This is a genomic window from Enterobacter sp. ECC_219_Taxon_10 (assembly GCF_058354905.1).
In genome coordinates this window covers 4421790-4437405 of the sequence record NZ_CM178005.1, presented here as the reverse complement: position 1 = coordinate 4437405, position 15616 = coordinate 4421790, and the positions used below count along the sequence as shown (strand labels likewise).

The following is a 15616-nucleotide window of genomic DNA, read 5'->3' as shown; positions in this document are numbered from 1 at the left end:
CTGATGTTACAACCAAAGCGTACAAAATTCCGTAAAGTGCACAAAGGCCGCAACCGTGGTCTGGCGCAGGGTACGGATGTTAGCTTCGGCACTTTCGGTCTGAAAGCTGTTGGCCGTGGTCGTCTGACTGCACGTCAGATCGAAGCAGCACGTCGTGCAATGACCCGTGCAGTTAAGCGTCAAGGTAAGATCTGGATCCGTGTATTCCCGGACAAACCGATCACCGAGAAGCCGCTGGAAGTTCGTATGGGTAAAGGTAAAGGTAACGTGGAGTACTGGGTTGCCTTGATCCAACCGGGCAAAGTCCTTTATGAAATGGACGGTGTTCCGGAAGAGCTGGCCCGTGAAGCCTTCGGCCTGGCAGCAGCGAAACTGCCTATCAAAACCACCTTTGTAACTAAGACGGTGATGTAATGAAAGCAAAAGAGCTGCGTGAAAAAAGCGTTGAAGAGCTGAACGCTGAGCTGCTGAACCTGCTGCGTGAGCAGTTCAACCTGCGTATGCAGGCTGCAAGTGGCCAGCTGCAACAGACTCACCTGCTGAAGCAAGTGCGTCGCAATGTTGCACGCGTTAAGACTTTACTGACTCAGAAGGCGGGTGCGTAATGACCGATAAAATCCGTACTCTGCAAGGTCGTGTTGTTAGCGACAAAATGGAGAAATCCATTGTTGTAGCTATCGAACGTATTGTGAAACACCCGATCTACGGTAAATTCATCAAGCGTACGACCAAACTGCACGTACATGACGAGAACAACGAATGTGGTATCGGCGACAAGGTTGAAATCCGTGAATGCCGTCCACTGTCCAAGACTAAGTCCTGGACGCTGGTTCGCGTTGTAGAGAAAGCGGTTCTGTAATACAGTACGCCTTCTCAATACGAATAAACGGCTCAGCGATGAGCCGTTTATTTTTTCTACCCATATTGCAGAAGCGGTGTTATAATGCCGCGCCCTCGATATGGGGCTTTTTAACGGCTCTGATTTTAGAGTCTCAGGTAGTAGTTGACATTAGCGGAGCACTAAAATGATCCAAGAACAGACTATGCTGAACGTCGCCGACAACTCCGGTGCACGTCGCGTAATGTGTATCAAGGTTCTGGGTGGCTCGCACCGTCGCTACGCAGGCGTAGGCGACATCATCAAGATCACCATCAAGGAAGCAATTCCACGTGGTAAGGTCAAAAAAGGTGATGTGCTGAAGGCGGTAGTGGTGCGCACCAAGAAGGGTGTTCGTCGCCCTGACGGTTCTGTCATTCGCTTCGATGGTAATGCATGCGTTATTTTAAACAATAACAGCGAGCAGCCTATCGGCACGCGTATCTTTGGGCCGGTAACTCGTGAACTTCGTACTGAGAAGTTCATGAAAATTATCTCTCTGGCACCAGAAGTACTCTAAGGAGCGAATCATGGCAGCGAAAATCCGTCGTGATGACGAAGTTATCGTGTTAACCGGTAAAGATAAAGGTAAACGCGGTAAAGTAAAAAATGTTCTGTCTTCCGGCAAACTTGTCGTTGAAGGTATCAACCTGGTTAAGAAACATCAGAAGCCGGTTCCGGCCCTGAACCAACCAGGCGGCATCGTTGAAAAAGAAGCTGCTATTCAGGTTTCTAACGTTGCAATCTTCAATGCGGCTACCGGCAAGGCTGACCGTGTAGGCTTTAGATTCGAAGACGGCAAAAAAGTCCGTTTCTTCAAGTCTAACAGCGAAACTATCAAGTAATTTGGAGTAGTACGATGGCGAAACTGCATGATTACTACAAAGACGAAGTAGTTAAGAAACTCATGACCGAGTTTAACTACAATTCTGTCATGCAAGTCCCTCGGGTCGAGAAGATCACCCTGAACATGGGTGTTGGTGAAGCGATCGCTGACAAGAAACTGCTGGATAACGCAGCAGCTGATCTGACAGCAATCTCCGGTCAAAAACCGCTGATCACCAAAGCACGCAAATCTGTTGCAGGCTTCAAAATCCGTCAGGGCTATCCGATCGGCTGTAAAGTAACTCTGCGTGGCGAACGCATGTGGGAGTTCTTTGAGCGCCTGATCACTATTGCTGTTCCACGTATCCGTGACTTCCGTGGCCTGTCCGCGAAGTCTTTCGACGGTCGTGGTAACTACAGCATGGGTGTCCGTGAGCAGATCATCTTCCCAGAAATCGACTACGATAAAGTCGACCGCGTGCGTGGTTTGGATATTACCATTACCACTACTGCGAAATCTGACGAAGAAGGCCGTGCTCTGCTGGCTGCCTTTGACTTCCCGTTCCGCAAGTAAGGTAGGGTTACTGAATGGCTAAGCAATCAATGAAAGCACGCGAAGTAAAGCGCGTAGCTTTAGCTGATAAATTCTTCGCTAAACGCGCTGAACTGAAAGCGATCATTTCTGATGTGAACGCTTCCGACGAAGATCGTTGGAATGCGGTTCTCAAGCTGCAGTCTCTGCCGCGTGATTCCAGCCCGTCTCGTCAGCGTAACCGCTGTCGTCAAACAGGTCGTCCACATGGTTATGTGGGCAAGTTTGGGTTGAGCCGTATCAAACTGCGTGAAGCCGCCATGCGCGGTGAAGTGCCAGGCTTGAAAAAGGCTAGCTGGTAATTACCAATTGAATCACGGGAGTAAAGACAGATGAGCATGCAAGATCCGATCGCGGATATGCTGACCCGTATCCGTAACGGTCAGGCCGCGAACAAAGTTGCGGTCACCATGCCTTCCGCCAAGCTGAAAGTGGCAATTGCCAACGTGCTGAAGGAAGAAGGTTTTATCGAAGATTTTAAAGTTGAAGGCGACACCAAGCCGGAACTGGAACTTACTCTCAAGTATTTCCAGGGTAAAGCTGTTGTAGAAAGCATTCAGCGTGTCAGCCGCCCAGGCCTGCGCATCTATAAGAAAAAAGATGAGCTGCCAAAAGTTATGGCTGGCCTTGGTATCGCAGTTGTTTCTACCTCTAAAGGTGTTATGACTGATCGTGCAGCGCGCCAGGCTGGTCTTGGTGGCGAAATTATCTGCTACGTAGCCTAATCGGAGGAAAGAATGTCTCGTGTTGCTAAAGCACCGGTCGTTATTCCTGCCGGCGTTGATGTAAAAATCGACGGTCAGGTTATTACGATCAAAGGTAAAAACGGCGAGCTGACTCGTACCCTCAACAAAGCTGTTGAAGTTAAACATGCAGATAACGCTCTGACCTTCGGTCCACGTGATGGTTTCGTGGATGGATGGGCTCAGGCTGGTACCGCGCGTGCCCTGCTGAACTCAATGGTTGTTGGTGTTACCGAAGGCTTCACTAAAAAGCTTCAGCTGGTTGGTGTAGGTTATCGTGCAGCTATCAAAGGGAATGCAGTAGGCCTGTCTCTGGGCTTCTCACACCCTGTTGAGCATCCGCTGCCGGCCGGTATCACTGCAGAATGTCCGACTCAAACTGAAATCGTGCTGAAAGGCGCTGATAAACAGCTGATCGGCCAGGTTGCAGCAGATCTGCGCGCCTACCGTCGTCCTGAGCCTTACAAAGGCAAGGGTGTTCGTTACGCCGACGAAGTCGTGCGTACCAAAGAGGCTAAGAAGAAGTAAGGTAACACTATGGATAAGAAATCTGCTCGTATCCGTCGTGCGACCCGCGCACGCCGCAAGCTCAAAGAGCTGGGTGCAACTCGCCTGGTGGTACATCGTACCCCGCGTCATATTTACGCACAGGTAATTGCACCGAACGGTTCTGAAGTTCTGGTAGCTGCTTCTACTGTAGAAAAAGCTATCTCAGAACAATTGAAGTACACCGGTAACAAAGACGCCGCTGCAGCTGTAGGTAAAGCTGTTGCAGAACGCGCTCTGGAAAAAGGCATCAGCAATGTTTCCTTTGACCGTTCCGGGTTCCAATATCATGGTCGTGTCCAGGCACTGGCAGATGCTGCCCGTGAAGCTGGCCTTCAGTTCTAAGGTAGAGGTGTAAGATGGCTCACATCGAAAAACAGGCTGGCGAACTGCAGGAAAAGCTGATCGCGGTAAACCGCGTATCTAAAACCGTTAAAGGTGGTCGTATTTTCTCCTTCACAGCTCTGACTGTAGTGGGTGATGGTAATGGTCGCGTTGGTTTTGGTTACGGTAAAGCGCGTGAAGTTCCAGCAGCGATCCAGAAAGCGATGGAAAAAGCCCGTCGCAATATGATTAACGTCGCGCTGAACAACGGCACCCTGCAGCACCCAGTTAAAGGTGTTCACACGGGTTCTCGTGTATTCATGCAGCCAGCTTCAGAAGGTACCGGTATCATCGCCGGTGGTGCAATGCGCGCCGTTCTGGAAGTTGCTGGGGTTCATAACGTACTGGCTAAAGCATATGGTTCCACCAACCCGATCAACGTGGTTCGTGCAACTATTGATGGCCTGGAAAATATGAATTCTCCAGAAATGGTCGCTGCCAAGCGTGGTAAATCCGTTGAAGAAATTCTGGGGTAATTGACCATGGCAAAGACTATTAAAATCACTCAAACCCGCAGTGCAATCGGTCGTCTGCCGAAACACAAGGCAACGCTGCTTGGCCTGGGTCTGCGTCGTATTGGTCATACCGTTGAGCGCGAGGATACTCCTGCTGTTCGTGGTATGGTCAACGCGGTTTACTTCATGGTTAAAGTTGAGGAGTAAGAGATGCGTTTAAATACTCTGTCTCCGGCCGAAGGCTCTAAAAAGGCGGGTAAACGCCTGGGTCGTGGTATCGGTTCTGGCCTCGGCAAAACCGGTGGTCGTGGTCACAAAGGTCAGAACTCTCGTTCTGGCGGTGGCGTACGTCGCGGTTTCGAGGGTGGCCAGATGCCACTGTACCGTCGTCTGCCGAAGTTCGGCTTCACCTCTCGCAAAGCAGCGATCACAGCGGAAATCCGTCTGTCTGACCTGGCGAAAGTTGAAGGCGGCGTTGTAGACCTGAACACGCTGAAAGCGGCTAACATTATCGGTATTCAGATCGAGTTCGCGAAAGTGATCCTGTCTGGTGAAGTTTCTACTCCGGTAACTGTTCGTGGCCTGCGTGTTACTAAAGGTGCTCGTGCTGCTATCGAAGCTGCTGGCGGTAAAATTGAGGAATAAGTAGCAGATGGCTAAGCAACCGGGATTAGATTTTCAAAGTGCCAAAGGTGGATTTGGCGAGCTGAAACGCAGACTGCTGTTTGTTATCGGCGCGCTGATTGTGTTCCGTATTGGCTCTTTTATTCCGATCCCTGGTATCGATGCCGCTGTACTTGCCAAACTGCTTGAGCAACAGCGAGGCACCATCATTGAAATGTTCAACATGTTCTCTGGTGGTGCTCTCAGCCGTGCTTCTATCTTTGCACTGGGTATTATGCCGTACATTTCGGCATCTATTATTATCCAGCTGCTGACGGTCGTTCATCCGGCCCTGGCAGAGCTGAAGAAAGAAGGGGAGTCTGGACGTCGTAAGATTAGTCAGTACACCCGTTACGGTACTCTGGTGCTGGCAATATTCCAGTCGATCGGTATTGCTACCGGTCTGCCGAATATGCCTGGTATGCAGGGCCTGGTATTAAACCCAGGCTTTGCATTCTATTTCACCGCTGTTGTTAGTCTGGTCACAGGGACTATGTTCCTGATGTGGCTCGGCGAACAGATTACTGAGCGTGGTATCGGTAACGGTATCTCAATCATTATCTTCGCCGGTATCGTTGCGGGACTCCCGCCGGCCATCGCCCATACTATCGAGCAAGCGCGTCAAGGCGACCTGCACTTCCTCCTGTTGCTGTTGGTTGCAGTATTAGTATTTGCAGTGACGTTCTTTGTTGTCTTCGTTGAACGTGGTCAACGCCGCATTGTGGTGAACTACGCTAAACGTCAGCAAGGTCGTCGTGTCTATGCTGCACAGAGCACACATTTACCGCTGAAAGTGAATATGGCGGGGGTTATCCCGGCTATCTTCGCTTCCAGTATTATTCTGTTCCCGGCAACCATCGCGTCATGGTTCGGGGGCGGTACTGGTTGGAACTGGCTGACAACAATTTCGCTGTATTTGCAGCCTGGGCAACCACTTTATGTGTTACTCTATGCGTCTGCGATCATCTTCTTCTGTTTCTTCTACACGGCGTTGGTCTTCAACCCGCGTGAAACAGCAGATAACCTGAAGAAGTCCGGTGCATTTGTACCAGGAATTCGTCCGGGAGAGCAAACGGCGAAGTATATCGATAAAGTAATGACCCGCCTGACTTTGGTTGGTGCGCTTTATATTACTTTTATCTGCCTGATCCCGGAGTTCATGCGTGATGCAATGAAAGTACCGTTCTACTTCGGTGGGACCTCACTGCTTATCGTTGTTGTCGTGATTATGGACTTTATGGCTCAAGTGCAAACTCTGATGATGTCCAGTCAGTATGAGTCTGCATTGAAGAAGGCGAACCTGAAAGGCTACGGCCGCTAATTGGTCGCCTGAGAAGTTACGGAGAGTAAAAATGAAAGTTCGTGCTTCCGTCAAGAAATTATGCCGTAACTGCAAAATCGTTAAGCGTGATGGTGTCATCCGTGTGATTTGCAGTGCCGAGCCGAAGCATAAACAGCGCCAAGGCTGATTATTTCGCATATTTTTCTTGCAAAGTTGGGTTGAGCTGGCTAGATTAGCCAGCCAATCTTTTGTATGTCTGTACGTTTCCATTTGAGTATCCTGAAAACGGGCTTTTCAGCATGGTGCGTACATATTAAATAGTAGGAGTGCATAGTGGCCCGTATAGCAGGCATTAACATTCCTGATCAGAAACATGCTGTGATCGCATTAACTTCGATCTACGGCATCGGCAAGACCCGTTCTAAAGCCATCCTGGCTGCAGCGGGTATCGCTGAAGATGTTAAGATCAGTGAGCTGTCTGAAGGACAAATCGACACGCTGCGTGACGAAGTTGCCAAATTTGTCGTTGAAGGTGATCTGCGCCGTGAAATCAGCATGAGCATCAAGCGCCTGATGGATCTTGGTTGCTATCGCGGTTTGCGTCATCGTCGTGGTCTGCCAGTGCGCGGTCAGCGTACTAAGACCAACGCACGTACCCGTAAGGGTCCGCGCAAACCGATCAAGAAATAATCGGGGTGATTGAATAATGGCAAAGGCACCAGTTCGTGCACGTAAACGTGTAAGAAAACAAGTCTCTGACGGCGTGGCTCATATCCATGCTTCTTTCAACAACACCATCGTTACTATTACTGATCGTCAGGGTAACGCATTGGGTTGGGCAACAGCCGGTGGTTCCGGTTTCCGTGGTTCTCGCAAATCCACTCCGTTCGCAGCTCAGGTTGCAGCAGAGCGTTGCGCTGAAGCCGTAAAAGAATACGGCATCAAGAATCTGGAAGTTATGGTTAAAGGTCCGGGTCCGGGTCGTGAATCTACTGTTCGCGCTCTGAACGCCGCTGGTTTCCGCATCACTAATATTACTGATGTGACTCCGATCCCTCATAACGGTTGTCGTCCGCCGAAAAAACGTCGCGTATAACGCTCGTTTTTTAGGTTAGTTGGAGATAGAAAATGGCAAGATATTTGGGTCCTAAGCTCAAGCTGAGCCGTCGTGAGGGCACCGACTTATTCCTTAAGTCTGGCGTTCGCGCGATCGATACCAAGTGTAAAATTGAACAAGCTCCTGGCCAGCACGGTGCGCGTAAACCGCGTCTGTCTGACTATGGTGTGCAGTTGCGTGAAAAGCAAAAAGTTCGCCGTATGTACGGTGTGCTGGAGCGTCAGTTCCGTAACTACTATAAAGAAGCAGCACGTCTGAAAGGCAACACGGGTGAAAACCTGCTGGCTCTGCTGGAAGGTCGTCTGGACAACGTTGTATACCGTATGGGCTTCGGCGCTACTCGTGCTGAATCACGTCAGCTGGTTAGCCACAAAGCAATCATGGTAAACGGTCGTGTTGTTAACATCGCTTCTTATCAGGTTAAAGCGAATGACGTTGTTAGCATTCGTGAGAAAGCGAAAAAGCAATCTCGCGTGAAGGCCGCTCTGGAGCTGGCTGAGCAGCGTGAAAAGCCAACCTGGCTGGAAGTTGATGCTGGCAAGATGGAAGGTACGTTCAAGCGTCAGCCTGAGCGTTCTGATCTGTCTGCGGACATTAACGAACACCTGATCGTCGAGCTTTACTCCAAGTAAAGCTTAGTACCAAAGAGAGGACACAATGCAGGGTTCTGTGACAGAGTTTCTAAAACCGCGCCTGGTAGATATCGAGCAAGTGAGTTCGACGCACGCCAAGGTGACCCTTGAGCCTTTAGAGCGTGGCTTTGGCCATACTCTGGGTAACGCACTGCGCCGTATTCTGCTCTCATCGATGCCGGGTTGCGCGGTGACCGAGGTTGAGATTGATGGTGTACTTCATGAGTACAGCACCAAAGAAGGCGTTCAGGAAGATATCCTTGAAATCCTGCTCAACCTGAAAGGGCTGGCGGTGAGAGTTCAGGGTAAAGATGAAGTTATTCTTACTCTGAATAAATCTGGCATTGGCCCTGTGACTGCAGCCGACATCACCCACGACGGTGATGTTGAAATCGTCAAGCCGCAGCACGTGATCTGCCACCTGACCGATGAGAACGCAGCTATTAGCATGCGTATCAAAGTTCAGCGCGGTCGTGGTTATGTGCCGGCTTCTGCCCGAATTCATTCGGAAGAAGATGAGCGCCCAATCGGCCGTCTGCTGGTCGACGCATGCTACAGCCCTGTAGAGCGTATTGCCTACAATGTTGAAGCAGCGCGTGTAGAACAGCGTACCGACCTGGACAAGCTGGTCATCGAAATGGAAACCAACGGCACAATCGATCCTGAAGAGGCGATTCGTCGTGCGGCAACCATCCTGGCAGAACAACTGGAAGCTTTCGTTGACTTACGTGATGTACGTCAGCCAGAAGTGAAAGAAGAGAAACCAGAATTCGATCCGATCCTGCTGCGCCCTGTTGACGATCTCGAATTGACTGTCCGCTCTGCTAACTGCCTCAAGGCAGAAGCTATCCACTATATCGGTGATCTGGTACAGCGTACCGAGGTTGAGTTGCTGAAAACGCCGAACCTGGGTAAAAAATCTCTTACCGAGATTAAAGACGTGCTGGCTTCACGTGGTCTGTCTCTGGGCATGCGCCTGGAAAACTGGCCACCGGCAAGCATTGCTGACGAGTAACCGGATCACAGGTTAAGGTTTTACTGAGAAGGATAAGGTCATGCGCCATCGTAAGAGTGGTCGTCAACTGAACCGCAACAGCAGCCATCGCCAGGCTATGTTCCGCAACATGGCAGGTTCACTGGTTCGTCATGAAATCATCAAGACGACCCTGCCTAAAGCGAAAGAGCTGCGTCGCGTAGTTGAGCCGCTGATTACTCTTGCCAAGACTGACAGCGTTGCTAATCGTCGTCTGGCATTCGCCCGTACTCGTGATAACGAGATCGTGGCAAAACTGTTTAACGAACTGGGCCCGCGTTTCGCGAGCCGTGCCGGTGGTTACACTCGCATTCTGAAGTGTGGTTTCCGTGCAGGCGACAACGCGCCGATGGCTTACATCGAGCTGGTTGATCGTTCAGAGAAAGCAGAAGCTGCTGCAGAGTAATCTGCAGTAACGTAAAAAAACCCGCCTCGGCGGGTTTTTTTATATCCGCAGTATCCCCATTTCTCTACAATGCCTGTATCAATTTTGTTCATCCCCTGGAGCTGATGATGTGGTTGCTTGACCAGTGGGCAGAACGCCATATCCGCGATGCCCAAAATAAAGGCGATTTCGACAATCTTGCCGGAAGCGGCGAACCTCTGGAACTGGAAGATGATTTGCATATTGCGCCTGAACTCCGGGCTGGATATCGTTTATTAAAAAATGCCGGCTGCCTTCCTCCTGAGCTTGAGCAGCGCAGAGAGGCTATTGAACTTGCCGATCTGCTAAAAGGGATCCGTCAGAACGATCCTCGACATACAGAACTTAGCCGCAGGCTTGCGCTGATCGAGCTCAAGCTGCGCCATGCAGGAATGAACACGGAATTCCTGCATGGGGAATACGGTGAAAGATTGCTGAAGAAGATAAATGAGGAGTAGCGATGTACCGTATCGGTGAACTTGCAAAGCTCGCGAACGTAACGCCGGACACTATTCGATATTACGAAAAGCAGCAAATGATCGATCATGAGGTACGCACAGAAGGTGGCTTTCGGCTTTATACCGATAACGATCTGCAGCGTCTGAGATTCATACGCTATGCGCGACAGCTTGGCTTCACGCTGGATTCGATCCGCGAGTTACTATCGATCCGCATCGATCCTGAGCATCACACCTGCCTGGAATCCAAAAGCATCGTGCAGGCCCGGCTTGATGAAGTTGAAGCCCGTATTCAGGAACTACAAACCATGCAGCGTTCTCTGCAAAGGCTTAATGATGCCTGTTGCGGAACGGCCCACAGCAGTATTTATTGCTCAATTCTGGAAGCCCTTGAACAAGGGGCCAGTGGAGAAACTCGGGGATGTTGATTTTTAATCTACCCGGGTCTAGACTTCCGTCGTCATAAACCATGCTCAGGAGAAATTATGAGCCGCTATCAGCACACTAAGGGACAAATTAAAGACAATGCCATTGAGGCTTTACTTCACGACCCGCTTTTTCGACAGCGCGTTGAAAAGAATAAAAAAGGGAAGGGAAGTTATCTGCGCAAAGATAAACATGCAAAACGGGGTAACCGGGAGGCCAGTGGCAAGCAAGCGAATCGCTTATTTACCACTGGCCTTCCTGCTTTTGGTTACTGATTAAACGCGGTTGTTCTGCTCTTTTAACAGATCGCGGATTTCCGTCAGCAATACTTCTTCTTTCGTTGGTGCTGGTGCGGCCGCGGGCTCTTCTTTTTTACGGTTGAGCCTGTTGATCAGCTTGATAGCCATAAAAATAGCAAACGCCACAATCACGAAATCAAATACGTTCTGGATAAACACGCCGTAGTGCATTACTACTGCCGGGATATCACCCTGTGCTTCACGCAGCGTGAATGCGAACTGTTTGAAATCAATGCCCCCGATTAGCAGCCCTAAAGGTGGCATGATGATGTCTGCAACTAATGATGAAACAATCTTGCCGAATGCCGCACCAATAATGACACCCACTGCCAAATCCACCACGTTCCCGCGCATCGCAAATTCGCGAAATTCTTTAATAAAACTCATTATGTTCTCCTTGTGCCAGCTGACGACTATAAGTTTAACAAATGATTAGCCAATTGCCATTCGGGATAATTAAACGTTATGAAAATAAAAGGCACAGCAATAAAGTGGGTAAAGTGCAGGTGCTCTATTGAGAGCACCCGACATATTAAAGGAAGAATGGACTTGGCTGGAATAAACGCTCGACGTCGGTAATAAATTTTTTATCGGTAAGGAACATAATTACGTGATCGCCTTGCTCAATACGTAAATTATCATTGGCGATCATGACATCATTTCCACGCACGACGGCACCGATAATTGTGCCCGGCGGCAGCTTAATTTCGTCGATGGCGCGGCCCACAACGCGAGAGGTGGTTTCATCTCCATGGGCCACCGCTTCAATCGCTTCTGCCACACCGCGGCGGAGCGATGAAACGCCGACAATGTCCGCTTTACGTACATGGCTCAGCAGAGCGGAAATGGTCGCCTGCTGCGGTGAAATAGCAATATCAATCACGCTGCCCTGAACCAGGTCGACATACGCCTTACGTTGGATAAGTACCATGACCTTCTTTGCCCCCATACGTTTGGCGAGCATGGCGGACATAATATTCGCCTCGTCATCGTTGGTGACGGCAATAAAGAGATCAACTTGATCAATATGCTCTTCTGCCAGTAATTCCTGATCTGACGCGTCGCCATAAAATACGATCGTATTTTGCAGTTTTTCCGCCAGCTCAGAAGCACGTTGCTGATCGCGCTCGATCAATTTCACGCTGTAGTCTTTTTCAAGCCTTCGCGCGAGACCCGCGCCGATATTGCCACCACCGACCAGCATAATGCGTTTATAAGGCTTTTCGAGACGCTGCAATTCGCTCATTACTGCACGAATATGCTGAGAGGCCGCAATAAAGAAGACCTCATCCCCTGCTTCGACAATGGTGGAGCCCTGCGGGCGGATAGGCCTGTCGTGGCGGAAAATGGCGGCGACGCGTGTATCAATGTGAGGCATGTGCTCGCGCATGGTGGACAACGCGTTGCCGATCAACGGACCGCCGTAATAGGCCTTTACGACGGCAAGACTGACTTTACCTTCGGCAAAGTTCACAACCTGCAGTGCGCCTGGATATTCGATCAGACGATAGATATTGTCGATAACTAGCTGTTCCGGTGCGATAAGATGATCAATGGGAACCGCTTCTGAATTAAACAGTTTTTCTGCATCGCGAACATAGTCCGGAGAGCGGATGCGCGCGATTCGGTTTGGCGTGTTGAAAAGCGAGTAGGCCACCTGACAGGCCACCATATTGGTTTCGTCAGAACTGGTCACCGCAACGAGCATGTCGGCATCGTCGGCACCCGCCTCGCGGAGTACGCGTGGGTGTGAGCCATGACCCTGCACAACGCGAAGGTCAAATTTGTCCTGTAAAACGCGCAGACGATCGCCGTTGGTATCAACGATTGTGATGTCGTTGTTTTCGCCAACCAGGTTTTCCGCCAGCGTTCCGCCCACTTGTCCTGCGCCCAGAATGATAATCTTCATATCTCGTGACCTGTTCTCAACATCACTCTTTGATTAGCTTAGCGTAAAAGAAGCCATCACCCTCTTCCGCGCCCGGCAGGTTTTGCTGTCCTGGGCATTCAGGCGTTCCCGTATCGCGCAGCGTAGCGTCCGGGGTACGCTTAAGGAAGTCTGCGATTTGCTGGCTGTTTTCTTCCGGCAGTACGGAGCAGGTTGCATAGACCAGCGTTCCGCCGGGTTTAAGATGTGGCCAGATTGCGTCAAGTATGTCCGATTGCAGTTGGGCAAGTTCCTTAATATCACGATCGCGGCGTAGCCACTTGATGTCCGGATGACGACGAATTACGCCTGTTGCAGAGCAGGGTGCATCCAGCAAAATGCGGTCGAACTGGGTTTCACCACACCATTCCGCAGGTTTGCGTCCATCGCCTTGTTTAACCTGTGCCTTCATGCCCAGGCGCTTGAGGTTGTCGTAGACGCGTGAAAGACGCTGCTCATCAACGTCCACTGCCATCACGCTGGCCTGTGGAGCCACTTCCAGAATGTGTGTCGTTTTTCCGCCAGGCGCCGCGCACAGATCGAGGATCTGCTCACCATTTTTGGGTTCAAGCCAGGTCATACAACCCTGAGCAGAGGCATCTTGCACGGTCACCCAGCCTTCATTAAAACCAGGTAAAGCATGTACCGGTGCAGCGGAGGCTAAACGCACGGCATCCGGATAGGCTTCATACGTGAATCCACTCATTCCAGCGTCTTCCAGTAATGCCAGCCATGCGTCACGGGTGTGGTGATTGCGATTGACGCGTAACCACATCGGCGGGCGTTGATTATTCGCTTCGGCAATGTTTTGCCACTGCTTCGGATACGCTTTTTTAAGACGATTCAGCAGCCAGTCCGGGTGGAGAAAACGTGTTTCGCTTTGCGCAAATTCAGCCAGAAGCTCATCCTGCTGACGCTGGAACTGACGCAGTACGCCGTTGATTAATCCTTTCAACTGAGGACGTTTTATCGCAACGGCGCCTTCCACTGTTTCAGCAAGCGCGGCGTGAGGTGGAATGCGGGTATGAAGAAGCTGATAAAAACCCACCATGATCAAATAATGAACGGTGCGCTGCTTGCCCGTCATTGGGCGTGACATCAGCTTATTAATGAGCCACTCAAGCTGAGAAAGGGTGCGCAGAACGCCAAAGCAAAGCTCCTGGAGCAGGGCTTTGTCTTTATCTGATACTTTTTGTTGCAGGGGAGGCAGGACGTTACTCAATGACTGGCCCTGCTCGATAACCTGCTCAACGGCCTGAGCCGCCATACTGCGTAGATTTTGTTTTTTCATAACCGTAAAAATAAAAATGCCCGGAAACACCGGGCCTTAAGCATATGTTTGTTCAGGCAAGGCGATTGCCCGGGATAAACCATTCGCGACGGGAATTTAAAAGATCCTGAGCGCTCATGGCTTTCTTCCCGGCCGGTTGCAGCGATTCAAGATTCAGAATCCCTTCTGCAGTCGCAACCTGGATACCGTTCTTGCTGGCGTCGATAATCGTGCCGGGTTCCGCAGCCGTATTGCCGTTAATGACTGACGCTTTCCAGATTTTCACTGGCTGCTCATCAATCTCCATCCAGCTCATCGGCCACGGATTAAAGGCGCGGATGCAGCGTTCAAGTTGAGCGGCAGACAAGGACCAGTCGATCCGGGCTTCTTCTTTACTCAGTTTTTCAGCATACGTCACCAGCGCCTCATCCTGAACCTCAGGTTTTGCCGTATTGTCAGCAAGCTGCTGCAGCGTCTCGATAAGCCCTTGCGGACCGAGGCCTGCTAGTTTGTCATACAGCGTAGCGCTGGTATCGTCTGCAGTAATAGGGCACGCCAGTTTATGCAGCATGTCGCCGGTGTCTAAACCTACGTCCATCTTCATGATTGTGACGCCGGTTTCTGCATCCCCCGCCCACAGGGAGCGCTGGATAGGTGCCGCACCACGCCAGCGTGGGAGCAGTGAGCCATGCACGTTGATACAACCCAGACGAGGCATATCAAGCACCGCTTTCGGCAGAATTAAACCGTAAGCCACCACCACCATGACGTCGGCATTCAGGTCAGCGACCAGTTGCTGATTTTCCTGAGGGCGTAAGGATGCGGGCTGAAAAACGGGAAGCCCATGCTCTTCTGCCAGTACCTTTACCGGGCTGGGCATCAGTTTTTTACCGCGGCCAGCCGGACGGTCCGGCTGGGTAAAGACGCCAACAACCTGGTGACCAGAAGATAACAGCGCGTCAAGATGACGCGCTGCAAAATCAGGGGTTCCCGCGAAGATAATACGTAGTGTTTTAGACACGATGATCCTTGTATCCGGGGGGACGTTATGCGCGAGAGCGCAAACGATCCAGTTTCTCTACTTTTTGACGAATACGCTGTTGCTTCAACGGCGAGAGGTAATCGATAAACAGCTTACCGACCAGGTGATCCATCTCATGCTGAATGCAAATTGCCAGCAGGTCATCTGCTTCCAGTTCGAACGGGTTACCGTCACGATCCAAAGCGCGGATTTTCACTTTTTCGGCACGTGGCACCAAAGCGCGTTGTTCAGGAATGGACAGGCAGCCTTCCTCAATGCCCGTTTCACCGCTCTTTTCAAGCAATTCAGGGTTGATCAGCACCAGACGCTCATCGCGATTTTCGGAAACGTCGATCACGATAATACGTTTGTGAATGTCCACCTGCGTCGCCGCCAGGCCAATGCCTTCTTCGGCGTACATGGTATCGAACATATCATCAACGATACGCTGGATTTCTGCATTCACTTCTTTGACCGGTTCAGCGACGATGCGAAGGCGCTCGTCCGGAATATGTAACACTTGCAAAACTGCCATAAATTTCCAGAGTCGTGTTCAGGAGTTGATAAGAATATTACTTCTATTCTAGACAAATCCCGGGTCGATTGACAGCATCAGTGACCAATCGCAATGATTGCGCAGGC

Annotated in this window: 28 protein-coding genes; 23 read left to right on the top strand and 5 right to left on the bottom strand. The window is 50.7% G+C overall.

Annotated elements, in window-relative coordinates; genetic code table 11:
- The first annotated feature begins 3 nt into the window (after nucleotides 1-3).
- The 23 genes from rplP (at nucleotide 4) to AC4ICF_RS21060 (ending at nucleotide 10732) form a co-directional block, all read left to right on the top strand.
- Nucleotides 4-414, top strand: coding sequence for a 50S ribosomal protein L16 (rplP, locus tag AC4ICF_RS21170; protein ID WP_002919759.1), 411 nt, complete (start codon nucleotides 4-6; stop codon nucleotides 412-414).
- Nucleotides 414-605 (top strand): 50S ribosomal protein L29, encoded by a 192-nt coding sequence (gene rpmC / locus AC4ICF_RS21165; RefSeq protein ID WP_003863282.1) that lies wholly within the window; start codon nucleotides 414-416, stop codon nucleotides 603-605. The genes rplP and rpmC overlap by 1 nt, the downstream gene beginning before the upstream one ends.
- Nucleotides 605-859, top strand: a complete 255-nt coding sequence (rpsQ, locus tag AC4ICF_RS21160; protein ID WP_008503489.1) for a 30S ribosomal protein S17 — start codon at nucleotides 605-607, stop codon at nucleotides 857-859. The genes rpmC and rpsQ overlap by 1 nt, the downstream gene beginning before the upstream one ends.
- Nucleotides 860-1025: 166 nt before the next feature.
- The gene (rplN, locus tag AC4ICF_RS21155) at nucleotides 1026-1397 is read left to right on the top strand and encodes a 50S ribosomal protein L14 (RefSeq protein WP_002919748.1); all 372 of its coding nucleotides are present in this window, start codon (nucleotides 1026-1028) and stop codon (nucleotides 1395-1397) included.
- Between the two features lie 10 nt (nucleotides 1398-1407).
- On the top strand, nucleotides 1408-1722 hold the full coding sequence (gene rplX, locus AC4ICF_RS21150) for a 50S ribosomal protein L24 (protein WP_003863287.1): 315 nt from the start codon (nucleotides 1408-1410) through the stop codon (nucleotides 1720-1722).
- Between the two features lie 14 nt (nucleotides 1723-1736).
- Nucleotides 1737-2276, top strand: coding sequence for a 50S ribosomal protein L5 (gene rplE / locus AC4ICF_RS21145; protein WP_001096202.1), 540 nt, complete (start codon nucleotides 1737-1739; stop codon nucleotides 2274-2276).
- Between the two features lie 14 nt (nucleotides 2277-2290).
- Nucleotides 2291-2596: a 30S ribosomal protein S14 gene (rpsN, locus tag AC4ICF_RS21140; protein WP_003863291.1), complete on the top strand. Its 306-nt coding sequence runs from the start codon at nucleotides 2291-2293 to the stop codon at nucleotides 2594-2596.
- Between the two features lie 30 nt (nucleotides 2597-2626).
- Nucleotides 2627-3019 (top strand): 30S ribosomal protein S8, encoded by a 393-nt coding sequence (gene rpsH / locus AC4ICF_RS21135; protein WP_006178918.1) that lies wholly within the window; start codon nucleotides 2627-2629, stop codon nucleotides 3017-3019.
- A 12-nt stretch (nucleotides 3020-3031) separates the two neighbouring features.
- Nucleotides 3032-3565 (top strand): 50S ribosomal protein L6, encoded by a 534-nt coding sequence (rplF, locus tag AC4ICF_RS21130; RefSeq protein ID WP_003863296.1) that lies wholly within the window; start codon nucleotides 3032-3034, stop codon nucleotides 3563-3565.
- Nucleotides 3566-3574: 9 nt separating this feature from the next.
- The gene (rplR, locus tag AC4ICF_RS21125) at nucleotides 3575-3928 is read left to right on the top strand and encodes a 50S ribosomal protein L18 (RefSeq protein ID WP_003863297.1); all 354 of its coding nucleotides are present in this window, start codon (nucleotides 3575-3577) and stop codon (nucleotides 3926-3928) included.
- Between the two features lie 14 nt (nucleotides 3929-3942).
- A complete protein-coding gene (gene rpsE / locus AC4ICF_RS21120; protein ID WP_003863299.1) occupies nucleotides 3943-4443 on the top strand; it encodes a 30S ribosomal protein S5 in 501 nt (166 codons plus the stop codon).
- A gap of 6 nt (nucleotides 4444-4449) precedes the next feature.
- On the top strand, nucleotides 4450-4629 hold the full coding sequence (rpmD, locus tag AC4ICF_RS21115; RefSeq protein WP_003863301.1) for a 50S ribosomal protein L30: 180 nt from the start codon (nucleotides 4450-4452) through the stop codon (nucleotides 4627-4629).
- A 3-nt stretch (nucleotides 4630-4632) separates the two neighbouring features.
- Complete coding sequence (gene rplO, locus AC4ICF_RS21110; protein WP_014885468.1) at nucleotides 4633-5067, top strand: 50S ribosomal protein L15; 435 nt, start codon at nucleotides 4633-4635, stop codon at nucleotides 5065-5067.
- 7 nt (nucleotides 5068-5074) lie between these two features.
- Entirely contained in the window at nucleotides 5075-6406 is a 1332-nt protein-coding gene (gene secY / locus AC4ICF_RS21105; RefSeq protein ID WP_003863305.1) for a preprotein translocase subunit SecY, read from the top strand.
- A gap of 31 nt (nucleotides 6407-6437) precedes the next feature.
- Nucleotides 6438-6554 (top strand): 50S ribosomal protein L36, encoded by a 117-nt coding sequence (rpmJ, locus tag AC4ICF_RS21100; RefSeq protein WP_000868187.1) that lies wholly within the window; start codon nucleotides 6438-6440, stop codon nucleotides 6552-6554.
- 146 nt (nucleotides 6555-6700) lie between these two features.
- The gene (rpsM, locus tag AC4ICF_RS21095) at nucleotides 6701-7057 is read left to right on the top strand and encodes a 30S ribosomal protein S13 (RefSeq protein WP_013099021.1); all 357 of its coding nucleotides are present in this window, start codon (nucleotides 6701-6703) and stop codon (nucleotides 7055-7057) included.
- Nucleotides 7058-7073: 16 nt separating this feature from the next.
- Entirely contained in the window at nucleotides 7074-7463 is a 390-nt protein-coding gene (gene rpsK, locus AC4ICF_RS21090; protein ID WP_003863312.1) for a 30S ribosomal protein S11, read from the top strand.
- Nucleotides 7464-7495: 32 nt separating this feature from the next.
- Nucleotides 7496-8116 carry a 30S ribosomal protein S4 gene (gene rpsD, locus AC4ICF_RS21085; RefSeq protein ID WP_004868345.1) on the top strand — a complete coding sequence of 207 codons (621 nt, stop codon included), beginning with the start codon at nucleotides 7496-7498 and terminating at the stop codon, nucleotides 8114-8116.
- 25 nt (nucleotides 8117-8141) lie between these two features.
- Nucleotides 8142-9131, top strand: a complete 990-nt coding sequence (locus tag AC4ICF_RS21080) for a DNA-directed RNA polymerase subunit alpha (protein ID WP_002919219.1) — start codon at nucleotides 8142-8144, stop codon at nucleotides 9129-9131.
- A 40-nt stretch (nucleotides 9132-9171) separates the two neighbouring features.
- Nucleotides 9172-9555 (top strand): 50S ribosomal protein L17, encoded by a 384-nt coding sequence (gene rplQ, locus AC4ICF_RS21075; protein ID WP_001216368.1) that lies wholly within the window; start codon nucleotides 9172-9174, stop codon nucleotides 9553-9555.
- A 107-nt stretch (nucleotides 9556-9662) separates the two neighbouring features.
- On the top strand, nucleotides 9663-10031 hold the full coding sequence (locus AC4ICF_RS21070) for a DnaJ family domain-containing protein (RefSeq protein WP_316380286.1): 369 nt from the start codon (nucleotides 9663-9665) through the stop codon (nucleotides 10029-10031).
- Between the two features lie 2 nt (nucleotides 10032-10033).
- The gene (gene zntR / locus AC4ICF_RS21065; RefSeq protein WP_316380274.1) at nucleotides 10034-10459 is read left to right on the top strand and encodes a Zn(2+)-responsive transcriptional regulator; all 426 of its coding nucleotides are present in this window, start codon (nucleotides 10034-10036) and stop codon (nucleotides 10457-10459) included.
- A 57-nt stretch (nucleotides 10460-10516) separates the two neighbouring features.
- A complete protein-coding gene (locus tag AC4ICF_RS21060; RefSeq protein WP_316380275.1) occupies nucleotides 10517-10732 on the top strand; it encodes an alternative ribosome-rescue factor A in 216 nt (71 codons plus the stop codon).
- On the opposite strand, the gene mscL is transcribed toward AC4ICF_RS21060, so the two are convergent.
- The 5 genes from mscL to def form a co-directional block, all read right to left on the bottom strand.
- Nucleotides 10733-11143, bottom strand: a complete 411-nt coding sequence (gene mscL, locus AC4ICF_RS21055) for a large-conductance mechanosensitive channel protein MscL (protein ID WP_014833515.1) — start codon at nucleotides 11141-11143, stop codon at nucleotides 10733-10735. It lies immediately after the preceding gene.
- Nucleotides 11144-11288: 145 nt separating this feature from the next.
- Nucleotides 11289-12665 carry a Trk system potassium transporter TrkA gene (gene trkA, locus AC4ICF_RS21050; protein WP_014885463.1) on the bottom strand — a complete coding sequence of 459 codons (1377 nt, stop codon included), beginning with the start codon at nucleotides 12663-12665 and terminating at the stop codon, nucleotides 11289-11291.
- Between the two features lie 22 nt (nucleotides 12666-12687).
- Entirely contained in the window at nucleotides 12688-13974 is a 1287-nt protein-coding gene (gene rsmB / locus AC4ICF_RS21045) for a 16S rRNA (cytosine(967)-C(5))-methyltransferase RsmB (protein ID WP_316380276.1), read from the bottom strand.
- Nucleotides 13975-14026: 52 nt separating this feature from the next.
- The gene (fmt, locus tag AC4ICF_RS21040; RefSeq protein WP_316380277.1) at nucleotides 14027-14974 is read right to left on the bottom strand and encodes a methionyl-tRNA formyltransferase; all 948 of its coding nucleotides are present in this window, start codon (nucleotides 14972-14974) and stop codon (nucleotides 14027-14029) included.
- 25 nt (nucleotides 14975-14999) lie between these two features.
- The gene (def, locus tag AC4ICF_RS21035; protein ID WP_006812188.1) at nucleotides 15000-15509 is read right to left on the bottom strand and encodes a peptide deformylase; all 510 of its coding nucleotides are present in this window, start codon (nucleotides 15507-15509) and stop codon (nucleotides 15000-15002) included.
- Nucleotides 15510-15616 lie beyond the last annotated feature (107 nt).

What these genes read in the sequence shown, in the direction of transcription:
- rplO (WP_014885468.1), top strand. Translation starts at nt 4,633, where the DNA reads ATGCGTTTAAATACTCTGTCTCCGGCCGAAGGCTCTAAAAAGGCGGGT.
- rpsD (WP_004868345.1), top strand. Translation starts at nt 7,496, where the DNA reads ATGGCAAGATATTTGGGTCCTAAGCTCAAGCTGAGCCGTCGTGAGGGC.
- rpmJ (WP_000868187.1), top strand. Translation starts at nt 6,438, where the DNA reads ATGAAAGTTCGTGCTTCCGTCAAGAAATTATGCCGTAACTGCAAAATC.
- rsmB (WP_316380276.1), bottom strand. Translation starts at nt 13,974, where the DNA reads ATGAAAAAACAAAATCTACGCAGTATGGCGGCTCAGGCCGTTGAGCAG.
- rpsK (WP_003863312.1), top strand. Translation starts at nt 7,074, where the DNA reads ATGGCAAAGGCACCAGTTCGTGCACGTAAACGTGTAAGAAAACAAGTC.
- AC4ICF_RS21060 (WP_316380275.1), top strand. Translation starts at nt 10,517, where the DNA reads ATGAGCCGCTATCAGCACACTAAGGGACAAATTAAAGACAATGCCATT.
- rplQ (WP_001216368.1), top strand. Translation starts at nt 9,172, where the DNA reads ATGCGCCATCGTAAGAGTGGTCGTCAACTGAACCGCAACAGCAGCCAT.
- rpsE (WP_003863299.1), top strand. Translation starts at nt 3,943, where the DNA reads ATGGCTCACATCGAAAAACAGGCTGGCGAACTGCAGGAAAAGCTGATC.
- rplF (WP_003863296.1), top strand. Translation starts at nt 3,032, where the DNA reads ATGTCTCGTGTTGCTAAAGCACCGGTCGTTATTCCTGCCGGCGTTGAT.
- rplR (WP_003863297.1), top strand. Translation starts at nt 3,575, where the DNA reads ATGGATAAGAAATCTGCTCGTATCCGTCGTGCGACCCGCGCACGCCGC.
- zntR (WP_316380274.1), top strand. Translation starts at nt 10,034, where the DNA reads ATGTACCGTATCGGTGAACTTGCAAAGCTCGCGAACGTAACGCCGGAC.
- def (WP_006812188.1), bottom strand. Translation starts at nt 15,509, where the DNA reads ATGGCAGTTTTGCAAGTGTTACATATTCCGGACGAGCGCCTTCGCATC.
- rplX (WP_003863287.1), top strand. Translation starts at nt 1,408, where the DNA reads ATGGCAGCGAAAATCCGTCGTGATGACGAAGTTATCGTGTTAACCGGT.
- AC4ICF_RS21070 (WP_316380286.1), top strand. Translation starts at nt 9,663, where the DNA reads ATGTGGTTGCTTGACCAGTGGGCAGAACGCCATATCCGCGATGCCCAA.
- rpmD (WP_003863301.1), top strand. Translation starts at nt 4,450, where the DNA reads ATGGCAAAGACTATTAAAATCACTCAAACCCGCAGTGCAATCGGTCGT.
- rpmC (WP_003863282.1), top strand. Translation starts at nt 414, where the DNA reads ATGAAAGCAAAAGAGCTGCGTGAAAAAAGCGTTGAAGAGCTGAACGCT.
- rplN (WP_002919748.1), top strand. Translation starts at nt 1,026, where the DNA reads ATGATCCAAGAACAGACTATGCTGAACGTCGCCGACAACTCCGGTGCA.
- rpsQ (WP_008503489.1), top strand. Translation starts at nt 605, where the DNA reads ATGACCGATAAAATCCGTACTCTGCAAGGTCGTGTTGTTAGCGACAAA.
- rplE (WP_001096202.1), top strand. Translation starts at nt 1,737, where the DNA reads ATGGCGAAACTGCATGATTACTACAAAGACGAAGTAGTTAAGAAACTC.
- rplP (WP_002919759.1), top strand. Translation starts at nt 4, where the DNA reads ATGTTACAACCAAAGCGTACAAAATTCCGTAAAGTGCACAAAGGCCGC.
- trkA (WP_014885463.1), bottom strand. Translation starts at nt 12,665, where the DNA reads ATGAAGATTATCATTCTGGGCGCAGGACAAGTGGGCGGAACGCTGGCG.
- mscL (WP_014833515.1), bottom strand. Translation starts at nt 11,143, where the DNA reads ATGAGTTTTATTAAAGAATTTCGCGAATTTGCGATGCGCGGGAACGTG.
- AC4ICF_RS21080 (WP_002919219.1), top strand. Translation starts at nt 8,142, where the DNA reads ATGCAGGGTTCTGTGACAGAGTTTCTAAAACCGCGCCTGGTAGATATC.
- rpsN (WP_003863291.1), top strand. Translation starts at nt 2,291, where the DNA reads ATGGCTAAGCAATCAATGAAAGCACGCGAAGTAAAGCGCGTAGCTTTA.
- secY (WP_003863305.1), top strand. Translation starts at nt 5,075, where the DNA reads ATGGCTAAGCAACCGGGATTAGATTTTCAAAGTGCCAAAGGTGGATTT.
- rpsH (WP_006178918.1), top strand. Translation starts at nt 2,627, where the DNA reads ATGAGCATGCAAGATCCGATCGCGGATATGCTGACCCGTATCCGTAAC.